6 protein-coding genes are annotated in these 10,282 nt (G+C 73.5%); 3 read left to right on the top strand and 3 right to left on the bottom strand.

The window, feature by feature from the left end:
- Window positions 1-623: 623 nt before the first annotated feature.
- On the bottom strand, window positions 624-1,178 hold the full coding sequence (locus tag IE313_RS03020) for a MarR family winged helix-turn-helix transcriptional regulator (RefSeq protein WP_189929233.1): 555 nt from the start codon (window positions 1,176-1,178) through the stop codon (window positions 624-626).
- 108 nt (window positions 1,179-1,286) lie between these two features.
- Here IE313_RS03020 and IE313_RS03015 point away from each other — a divergent pair, with 108 nt between their 5' ends.
- The gene (locus tag IE313_RS03015) at window positions 1,287-2,591 is read left to right on the top strand and encodes an MFS transporter (protein WP_189929314.1); all 1,305 of its coding nucleotides are present in this window, start codon (window positions 1,287-1,289) and stop codon (window positions 2,589-2,591) included.
- Between the two features lie 28 nt (window positions 2,592-2,619).
- Here IE313_RS03015 and IE313_RS03010 read toward each other — a convergent pair whose 3' ends face one another.
- A complete protein-coding gene (locus tag IE313_RS03010) occupies window positions 2,620-4,344 on the bottom strand; it encodes an ATP-binding SpoIIE family protein phosphatase (protein WP_189929232.1) in 1,725 nt (574 codons plus the stop codon).
- A 279-nt stretch (window positions 4,345-4,623) separates the two neighbouring features.
- Window positions 4,624-6,039 carry an NAD(P)/FAD-dependent oxidoreductase gene (locus IE313_RS03005; RefSeq protein ID WP_189929231.1) on the bottom strand — a complete coding sequence of 472 codons (1,416 nt, stop codon included), beginning with the start codon at window positions 6,037-6,039 and terminating at the stop codon, window positions 4,624-4,626.
- A gap of 359 nt (window positions 6,040-6,398) precedes the next feature.
- Here IE313_RS03005 and IE313_RS03000 point away from each other — a divergent pair, with 359 nt between their 5' ends.
- Both IE313_RS03000 and IE313_RS02995 read left to right on the top strand, forming a co-directional pair.
- Window positions 6,399-7,304, top strand: a complete 906-nt coding sequence (locus IE313_RS03000; RefSeq protein WP_189929230.1) for a TetR/AcrR family transcriptional regulator — start codon at window positions 6,399-6,401, stop codon at window positions 7,302-7,304.
- Between the two features lie 800 nt (window positions 7,305-8,104).
- Entirely contained in the window at window positions 8,105-10,198 is a 2,094-nt protein-coding gene (locus tag IE313_RS02995; RefSeq protein ID WP_189929229.1) for a sigma-70 family RNA polymerase sigma factor, read from the top strand.
- The last annotated feature ends 84 nt before the right edge of the window (window positions 10,199-10,282 follow it).

Raw genomic sequence — 10,282 nt, 5'->3', positions numbered from 1 at the left:
CGTTCGTCCTGAGCCAGGATCAAACTCTCCGTGAATGCTTCCGGGCTATCCCGGCAACACATCACGAGAGCGGAACCTCCCAAGGAATAATCAGGAGGCTCACAGCATCCTCGCTGTGTATTCTTCTTCAAAGGAACCACGACCATCCAGAAACCTGAATTCCTGAACGGACGGGGTATCAACATATCTGGCGTTGACTTTTGGCACGCTGTTGAGTTCTCAAGGAACGGACACTTCCTTCGTACTCACCGCGACCCTCCGCGGCTTTCCTCCGGGCGTTTCCCTTCGGTGTTTCCGACTCTATCAGATCCTTTCGGAGCCGATTCCCGGTCGGAGCGGGTTGCCTTTTCGGCCTTGCGGCCGGTGCGGCGTTCCACACCTTAGCCCACTTTCCCGGCGACTCCTAATCGAGTCTGCGCAATTGAATTTCGGGCACGCCGAATTCGATTCCGCTGGGAGGCCGTGCTGAGGTGTGGGTTTGCCGCAGTTGCGGCGTGACTCGCTGCCGTAGAACCGTTACGGCTCCGTGGCAACTCGAAGTACCTTACGGATCACCCAGAAGGCTGTCAACTCGGTTCCCGCCACGGGGGCGGTGCGGCCGGTCGGGGCCAGGCGGTGCCGGCTCAGGCCCGGTCGAGGTCCTCCATGCGGCCGCCCCCGTCGGGCTGGGTCTGCTCCACACGACGGAGCAGCCGGATGAGCACCTCGCCGAGGGACTTGCGCTCCTCGGGCGAGAGGTCCTGGACCAGGTCGCCCTCGAAGACGGTCGCCAGGCGCATGGCCTCCAGCCACTTCCCGCGGCCCTCCGCGGTGATCTCGATGATCACGCGCACCCGGTTGCTCTCGTCGCGGTCGCGGGTGACCAGGCCCTCGTCGACCATGCGGTCGATGCGATGGGTCATGGCGGCGGGCGTGAGGCCCAGCCGCTTGGCCAGGTCGCCGGGGCCGAGCTGGTAGGGCGGGCCGGAGAGGACGAGGGCCTTGAGGACCTCCCACTCGGCGTTGCTGATGCCCAGGGTCGCGTTCTGACGGCCGTAGGCGACGTTCATGCGGCGGTTGAGGCGGCCCAGGGCAGAGACGATCTGCTCCACCTGCGGATCCAGATCCGCGAATTCTCGCTGGTAGGCAGCGATCTGCTCGTCGAGCGCCGGTTCGCTCACATGCGGGGTTTCACCCATGGGGCCAGTATGGCACGAGCTGTCTTTGCGTTGAAGTCCTTCATCCTATAAAGTTTAGAGTCGAAGTTTAGGTTCGAAGTCTTCAGGAAGGTGAGAGTGACCAGGGCAGTGGCCGCCGCGGTGCGGCGGATCCAGACAGGCAGTGCACTGAGCGCGTTCGGCGCCGGGTTCACGGTCCCGTACCTCTATGTCTACGTGGCGCAGGTACGGGGGCTGGGGGCCGGCGCGGCGGGGTTGGTGCTCGCCGTGTTCGCGTTGGCGGCGCTGGTGGTGCTGCCGTTCGTCGGCAGGGCGATCGACCGGCGCGGACCGCTGCCGGTCCTGGTGGGGGCGGCCCTGATGGCCGCCTCGGGCGCTGCGGGCCTCGGCTTCGCGAACGGTGTGCCCCTCGCACTGCTGTCGGCGTCGATGCTCGGCGCGGGTACGGCGGTGATGCAGCCCGCGCTCGCCACGCTGATCGTGTGGTGCTCCGACGCCGAGACGCGTACGCGTGCCTTCGCGACGCAGTTCTTCCTGCAGAACCTCGGCCTCGGTGCGGGCGGACTGTTGGGCGGGCAGCTCGTCGACGTACACCGTCCCGGCAGTTTCACGCTGCTCTTCTCGTTCGAGTCGGCGATGTTCCTGGTGCTCGCCGGGATCGTGCTGTCGGTCAGGGTGCCGGGGATCGCTGCGGGCGCCGGGAGCGCGGAGGCGGTGCCGGGCGAGTCCGAGGGCGCCGCCCCGGGCGGTGTCCGCGCGCTGCTGGCGCACCGGGCCATGGTCCAGTTCTGCGCACTCGCCTTCGCGGTGTTCTTCGTCTGCTACGGACAGTTCGAGTCGGGGCTCTCGGCGTACGGCGTGGAGGCGGCGGGGGTCTCGCCGTCGACGCTCGGCGTCGCCCTCGCCGCGAACACGGCGATGATCGTGGTCGCGCAGTTCGCCGTGCTGCGGCTGGTGGAGCGCAGGCGGCGCTCGCGGGTGATCGCCGTGGTGGGTCTGCTGTGGGCCGTGGCGTGGGCGGCGGCCGGCTGTGCGGGGCTCGGCCACGGTGGCAGGGCGACGGCCACGGGCGCGTTCATCACCGCGTACGCGCTGTTCGGACTCGGCGAGACCATGTTGTCGCCGACGCTCGCGCCGCTGGTCGCGGATCTCGCTCCGGCCGGCACGGTCGGCCGGTACAACTCCGCTTTCGCGCTGGTGAAGCAGCTCGCCCTGGCGGCGGGTCCGGCCGTGGGCGGGCCGATGGCCGCGGCCGCGCACACCCCCTATGTGCTGACGTTCCTGGCGCTCTCCCTGGGTGTGACGGTTCTCGCGCTGCGCCTGGGACGACGGCTCGCACCCGCGCAGGACCTGCCCCTGCCCGCGCGCAGCAGGGTCGTGGCCGCGGGCGGGCCGGCCGCGGAGCGCATCACCCCGGACCCGGCCGGCGCCTGAGCCGGCCGGGCCGCCCGAGGGGCCTGCGTCAGCGGAGCGCCCGTGGCGCGCCGGACGCCGGCGGCAGGTCGAACTCGCACCACACGGCCTTGCCGCCGTCCGGGGTCCGGCGGGCGCCCCAGTTGGCGGCGATGGTGGCGACGATGGCGATGCCGCGGCCCGCTTCGTCCGCGGGCGCGGCACGGCGGCGCCGCGGCAGGTGGTCGTCGCCGTCGGTGACCTCGATGATGAGCCGACGGTCGGTACGGCGCAGCCTCAGGCGCATGGGCGGGGTGCCGTGCTGGAGGGAGTTGGCGACGAGTTCGCTGGCCGCGAGGACGCCCAGGTCGTGGATCTCCGTGGAGAAGCGCCAACTGGTGAGGACGCCTGAGGCGAAGGCACGCGCGCGTGGCGCGGCCTCGACGCCTCCCAGGAGGTCGAGCGCGGCGTTGCGGAAGAGGTCGCGGTCCGGGCCGCTGCGCGCGGCGTGCTGGAGGACGAGGACGGCGACGTCGTCGTCGTGGTCGGCGGTGACGCCCGCCGTGCGCAGAAGGCGGTCGCACACGACCTGGGGTGTGCCGGTGGCGCCCGCGAGGGCGAGCTCCAGGGATGCGACGCCTTCGTCGATGTCCTGGTCGCGCCGCTCGACGAGGCCGTCCGTGTAGAGCACGGCGGTGCAGCCCGGGCCGAGCGGGACGGACCCCGAGGCGTGCAGCCAGCCGCCGGTGCCGAGCGGGGGCCCGGTGGGTTCGTCGGCGCGGCGCACGGAGCCGTCCTCGCCGCGTACGAGGACCGGGGGATGGCCGGCGGAGGCGTAGACGAGGCGGCCCTCGTTCGGGTCGTGGACGGCGTAGACGCAGGTGGCGATCTGGTCGGGGTCGATGTCGGCGGCGAGGCCGTCGAGGAGTTGCAGTACCTCGTGCGGGGGCAGGTCCAGGCGGGCGTAGGCGCGTACGGCGGTGCGGAGCTGGCCCATGACGGCTGCGGCGCGCACGCCGCGGCCCATCACGTCGCCGATGACGACGGCGGTGCGGCCGCCGCCCAGGGTGATGACGTCGTACCAGTCGCCGCCGACCGCGGCTTCGGTGCCGCCGGGGTGGTAGGTGGCGGCGATGCGCAGGTCGTCGGGCTCCTCCAGCTTCTGCGGCAGCAGGGAGCGTTGCAGGGTGACGGCGGTCTCGCGCTGGTTGCGCTCCCCGGCGCGGAGCCGCTCGGCGGCCTCGGCGTGGTCGGTGACGTCGGCGGCGAAGATCAGGACGCCGCTGTCCTCGTGGGCGGCGAGGGAGTCGACGTAGGTGCAGGTGAACGTGTACGAGCGGCCGTCGGGGGCCTTGCGGGACTTGACGGTGCGTGGCCTGTGGCTGCGCAGCACCTGGTCGAGGAGGGGCAGCAGGCCCAGCTCGTCGAGCTCGGGCAGGGCCTCGCGGGCGGGGGCGCCGTGCCGACGGGGTCCGAAGGCGGTCTCGTAGGCGCCGTTGACGTAGCTGACGCGGTGGTCGCGGCCGTGCACGAGGGCGACGAGGGCAGGGAGGTGGTCCAGTACGTCACGTACGCGCGCGTCGGTGACGCCGGGCAGGCCCGGGGCGGGGGCCGTGTCGGTGGCGGAGGCGGCGCTGGGCGCGTGGTCGGCGGATGCGCCCTGGTGGGCCGGCCGCTCGGCGCGGGCGGCGGGCACGGCGCTCTCCCCTCGCGGTGCCGGGGAGGTCGCGGGGTCGGTCCGTGCAGCGCGGCGCTGCGTTCCGGAGAGCCGGGCGCTCCAGCGGGTGAAATTCACCGAATTCTTGCCTCGTGTCGTCGGGTGCGGTCCGCCCCGTCGCAGCGGTCCCGGAGGGTGCTCCGGGAGACGCAGCACTGGGGAGCAGCCTTGCGATGTCGGGGACGCCGGGGTGCCGGGGGGTGTCAGCGATGTCATGGGGTGTCATGGGGTGTCGCCGGGCGGGGCGCGTCCCTGGTGGGGGAGCACCGCCCATGGTCACGGATCCAGTCTGGCCGACGGGGCGGAAATCCGTTATCCGTCAGACGCTGGGCCGGGGAGGGGAGTTCCTGGCTCCGCTCAGGAAGACCCCTTCGGGTCCTTCGGGTGTTTCCCTCCGGCCGCGAGTTCGAACTCCGCACGGGGATGTTCGAGTGACCCCAGGGACACGATCTCGCGTTTGAACAGTCCCGAGAGGATCCATTCCGCGAGCACGCGTGCCTTGCGGTTGAAGGTGGGCACCCTGCTCAGGTGGTAGACGCGGTGCATGAACCATGCAGGATAGCCCTTCAGCTTCCGCCCGTAGACGTGCGCGACGCCCTTGTGCAGTCCCAGGGAGGCCACGGAGCCGGCGTAGGAGTGCGCGTACTCCTTGAGGGGCGCCCCGTGCAGGGTGGCGGCGATGTTCTCGGCGAGCACCCTGGCCTGGCGCACGGCGTGCTGGGCGTTGGGTGCGCAGAGCGCGCCGGGCTGGTCGGAGGTGGAGTCGGGGACGGCCGCGGCGTCACCGGCCGCCCACGCGTGCGTCACTCCGCCGACGGTCAGCCGGGTGGTGCACACGAGCCTGCCCCGCTCGTCGAGCGGCAGGTCGGCGGCGGCCAGGATCGGGTGCGGTTTGACGCCCGCGGTCCACACGAGCGTACGGGTCGGGAAGCGGGAGCCGTCGTCGAGTACGGCGACGCGGTCCTCGCAGGACTCCAGGCGGGTGTGCAGGCGGACGTCGATGTTGCGGCCGCGCAGTTCGCGCACGGCGTAGGTGCCCATCTCCTCGCCGACCTCGGGCAGGATCCGGCCGGTGGCCTCCACGAGGATCCACTTCATGTCCTCGGCCCGGATGTTGTGGTAGTAGCGCGCGGCGTAGCGCGCCATGTCCTCCAGTTCCCCGAGCGCCTCCACGCCCGCGTACCCGCCGCCGACGAAGACGAAGGTCAGGGCGGCGTCGCGGACGGCGGGATCGCGGGTGGAGGAGGCGATGTCCATCTGCTCGATGACGTGGTTGCGCAGCCCGATGGCCTCCTCGACCGTCTTGAAGCCGATGCCGTGGTCCGCGAGGCCGGGCACGGGCAGGGTCCGTGAGACGGAGCCGGGGGCGAGCACCAGTTCGTCGTAGCCGATCTCCACGGAGCCGGTGCCCTCCTCGTGGGTGGAGAGGGTGGCGAGCGTGGCGGTCCGCTTGGCGTGGTCGATGGACTGGGCCTCGCCGATGACGACCCGGCACTGCCGAAGGACCCGGCGCAGCGGTACGACGACGTGGCGCGGCGAGATCGATCCGGCGGCGGCTTCCGGCAGGAACGGCTGGTAGGTCATGTACGGGTCGGGGGTGACCACGACGATCTCGACCTCGCCCCGGGTCAGCTCGCGTTTCAGTCTCCGCTGGAGGTGCAGGGCGGTGTACATGCCGACGTAACCGCCGCCTACGACGAGAATGCGCGCAGCCGCTGTGGGGCCGGGGGTGGTCCCCGGTGATAGTGAGGCCTTCACCTTCCCATGACGCATCGCGGTCCGGCGTTTGTCCACAGGCTCAGCAATTTGTATGACTGGAAGTCGTACGAAACGTCGTCCAGGCGACATGCCGGAGTCCTTGAGATCAACGCAGGTCAGGAGGGGCGCAGGGGGCGTCGGGGCGAGGCGTGCCCCGGGGTGGACGGGTGGGTAGCCCGATCGGGCGGCCGTCGATGCGGAGTCTGCCCCTTCTGAATTGACCCCAGCTCAACTATGTTCGTGGGACGTCGGGGCGTTGGGGGATGCGCTCGGCAGGCTCGCACCGGGCCAGTGCCACAGGGTTGTTCCCCGTGCTCCGGTTGCCAATGGCGGGGAGAGTCTCCGGGGGGAGACGTCATTACCGGGGGAATTTTATGCACATTCATGACTCTTGGTCCGTCGCACCTGCCGTCGCTTCCGGCGGTGGAGGCGGTGGGAGCGGTCAGGCTTCCGCGGGCGGGGCACGGACGGCCCCGCTGCGGGTGGACGCACAGCGCAATCTGGAGCACGTGCTGCGCGCGGCGCGCGAGGTGTTCGGCGAGCTGGGGTACGGGGCGCCGATGGAGGACGTGGCGCGCCGCGCCCGGGTCGGCGTGGGCACCGTCTACCGCCGCTTCCCCAGCAAGGACGTCCTCGTCAGACGGATAGCGGCGGAGGAGACCGCGCGGCTGGCCGACCAGGCGCGGGCCGCGCTGGGGCAGGAGGAGCAGCCGTGGTCGGCGCTCTCCCGCTTCCTGCGCACGTCGGTCGCGTCCGGCGCGGGGCGCCTGCTGCCGCCGCAGATACTCCGCGTCGACGTCGAGGGCGGCCGCCGGGCCGAACCCGGGACGGGAGCCGCGCAGGGGCGGGGCGAGAGCGGCCCCGGTGCGGACCAGTCGGCGAGGCGGCTGCCGCAGCAGCGCGGGACGACCGGCACGGAGGCGGGCGGCGCCACCGGCTCACCGGTCCGGCCCCCGGCGGGCGCCGGGCCCGCGGGGCGTGGCTCCGCGCCCGATCTGCGGCTGGTGGGGTCCTCGGCCGAGCGGCGTCCGGCGAGTGGTGGGGCCCCGGGTCCGCTGGACGAACCCGGCGCGCGTGCGCTGCTCGACGTCGTAGGACGGCTGGTGGAGCGCGCGCGTGCCGCGGGCGAGCTCCGTGCGGACGTCACGGTCTCCGATGTGCTGCTGGTGATAGCGACGGCGGCGCCCGCGCTGCCGGACGCCGCCCAGCAGGCCGCGGCATCGGAGCGGCTGCTCGACATCCTGCTGGAGGGGCTCCGGTCACGGCCCGGACGTCCGTAGGCACGCGCGCTACGCGCGTGGCGCGGGACCCGGTGGGGCCGACGGGACCTGGTGGGGCCGACGGGTCTGCTAGGTCCTGGCGGGGCCTGGCGCGTCCGCTGGGACCTGGGGGCCTGGCGGGGCCTGATGTCGACGGGGCCGGGCAGGGACGCGAGGGCGTCGGGCGGTGGGCAGGGACGCGAGGGCGTCGGGGCCGGGCGGGGACGCGAGGGCGTCGGGCGGTGGGTCCGCGGGGCGGGGGCCACGGGTCCGGGCTGGTGGGCTGTGGCGCCAGGTTGCTGGGCCGCGGGGTCAGGCTCCGGCGGTTCCGCAGGCCCGGGCGTCCGCGGGTGTGCGGGGCTCGGCTCGGGGGCGGGCCCCCGGGGTCAAGGGGCCTTTGCGGACGCGGCTGCCCGCCCACGGGCCTGGCGCCCACGGGCCTGGCATCCACGAACCTGCCCACGGGCTGGTGCTCACGGGCTGGTGCTCACGGGCCCTGGTGGGGCGACAGCGCCGGGGTGCGGCTTCACCCGTCGAACCCATGTGCCATAAGGCTGCCGCGGGAGTCGTCGTGGCATCGCCGTCCGTGGTGAGCGGGTCCGCGAGCGGCCTTCGGCGGCCCTGCGGGCGGCCCCGCGAGCGGGCGGGCGAGCGAGTGTGCGTGCGCCGTGGAACGTGCCGGACGGGACGGGCGTGAGCCCGCCGGACGGTCGGCGCAACCGCCGTACGGGTGAGGGCCGCGAAGGGGCACCGAAGGGGCGCGATCGTGTGGCACGCTGAGCCGATGGCCGGGTCGTACGGGCAAGCGGAGGCTGTCCCCGATGAGCACTGACGGACGGGACGAGTTACACGGACGGGACGAACCACCCGGTGGCGAGGGCACGCCAGACAGCGCGAACGTGCCCGCCCAGCGCACGGGCTCCGGCCCGGCAGGGGCGGGCGCCGGGGGTGCGCTGGGCGACCCGACGGACGGCACCGTCCGTCCCCCCTCCGACGCCGAACTGATCGCCCGTATGCGGGCGGGCGACGACAGCGCGTACGAGGACCTGTTCCGCCGCCACGCCGCGGCGGTACGGCGCTACGCGCGCACCTGCTGCCAGGACGCCCACACGGCCGACGACCTCACGGCCGAGGTCTTCGCCCGGATGCTCCAGGCGGTGCGCGGCGGCGCGGGGCCCGAGCACGCGATACGCGCCTACCTGCTGTCCACGGTGCGCCGGGTCGCCGCGGGCTGGACCAAATCCCGCCGGCGGGAGCACCTGGTCGACGACTTCGCGGCGTTCGCGGCGCAGTCCGCCCGTGGTACCGACCATCCCGGCGACGAGACCCTGGACCTGGGCGCCGACGTGCTCGCCATGCACGAGGCGGAGCAGTCGCTCGCCATGCAGGCCTTCCGCAGCCTGCCCGAGCGCTGGCAGGCGGTGCTGTGGCACACCGAGGTCGAGGACGAGTCCCCGGGCGAGGTCGCCACGCTGTTCGGACTCGACGCCAACGGCACCCGGGTGCTGGCCAGCCGGGCCCGCGAGGGCCTGAAGGAGGCCTATCTGCAGGCGCACGTGAGCGCTGCGCTGGCCGCCGACGAGGAGTGCGCGCGCTTCGCCGACCGGCTCGGCGCGTACGCCCGCGGCAGCCTGCGGGCCCGGGCGGAACGCGGTCTGCGCAAGCACCTCGCCGATTGCGCGCGGTGCCGGCTGGCCGCGGGGCAGATCAAGGAGGTCGCCGGAGGCATTCCCGGCGTGGTACCGGTCGCCGTCATCGGCTGGTTCGGTGCCGCGGGGTACGCGAAGGTGGCCGCGCTCTTCGCCGGAGGTGCCGCGGGCGCGGCCGGGGCAGCGGCGGGTGCGGGGGCAGGGGCTGGAGCTGGAGCGGGGGCAGGAGCTGGAGCGGCATCGGGCGGGGCCGCTGGTTCCGCGGCGGCAGGATCGGGAGCGGCGGCAGGGTCAGGGGCGGTCTCGGGCGGGGCCGGCGGCGGGACGGCCGGCGGAGCGGCCACCGGTGGAGGTGCGGCGGCGGGCGGCGGAGCCGCGTCCGCCTCGGGCGGCGGAGCCGGTTCCCAAGCGGCTTCGACGGGGCTCGGCATGTCGGTGAAGGCCGGGCTCACGGCGGTGGTGGCCGCGGCGGCCGCGGCCGCGGTGGCCCTGGCCCTGGCCCTGGCCGGCAGCGGGACGACCCCGCCCGGCAGCCCCAGGGCCAAGCCCCCGGCGTCGGAACCGGTGGTGCCGCAGAAGCCGCCCTCGTCCGGGGCGCCGCCCGCGGCGGAGAAGCCGGGGCCCGGGCGGCCGCCGGTCGCCAAGCCGATGCCCGCCTCCCCACCGGCCGCAGTACCCGCAGACCCGACAGAGCCCACCGCGGAACCGGCCGGGGAGCCGCCTCACGACCCGGCACCGTCGCTCCCCTCCCCCTCCCCCTCACCCACACCCACATCCACACCGACCGCACCGACCCCGTCCGCACCGCCGCCACCTCCCACGTCGCCGCCGGCCCCGGTCGTCTACGAGTGGAGCCAGTTGCAGTACGGCGCGGTCGGCGACGGCAGCAGGCCGGAGATGCGGGGCACGAGCAGTTGGGTGTGGCAGCGCCAGGGCCTGTACATCAGCCACCGGCGGTACGCCCACGGTGTGACGGTGCACGGCAGGTCGTCCGTCACCATCGATCTGAACCGCGCCTGCACGGCGTACGACGCGCTCGTCGGGATCGACGACACCATGCTGGGCCTTGGCGCGGTGCGGTTCTCCGTCGTCGCGGACGGTGTGCCCATATGGCGGTCACCGCTGGTCAGGGGTGGCAGCCCGGCCCTGCCGGTGCATCTGTCGCTGGCGGGGCGCAGCACGGTGCGCTTCGACGTGCAACCGCGGGGCGTGCTGGACGCGGTGGTACTCGCGGACTGGGCCGAGTCCCGGTTCACCTGCCGCTGAACCCGAGGTGCCCGGCGGGACCGCCGCCGCACCTCCGGCCGGGCTCCCGCGGGACCCCGTGCCCCGGCGGACGCCGTCCGGCCT

This window comes from Streptomyces sulfonofaciens (genome assembly GCF_014656295.1).
Lineage (GTDB): Bacteria > Actinomycetota > Actinomycetes > Streptomycetales > Streptomycetaceae > Streptomyces > Streptomyces sulfonofaciens.
This window is presented reverse-complemented; position numbering and strand designations above follow the sequence as displayed.

Bases quoted from the DNA above. Each gene is read 5' to 3' on its own strand.
- IE313_RS03020 (WP_189929233.1), bottom strand. From the start codon at position 1,178: ATGGGTGAAACCCCGCATGTGAGCGAACCGGCGCTCGACGAGCAGATC.
- IE313_RS02995 (WP_189929229.1), top strand. From the start codon at position 8,105: ATGAGCACTGACGGACGGGACGAGTTACACGGACGGGACGAACCACCC.
- IE313_RS03000 (WP_189929230.1), top strand. From the start codon at position 6,399: ATGCACATTCATGACTCTTGGTCCGTCGCACCTGCCGTCGCTTCCGGC.
- IE313_RS03005 (WP_189929231.1), bottom strand. From the start codon at position 6,039: ATGCGTCATGGGAAGGTGAAGGCCTCACTATCACCGGGGACCACCCCC.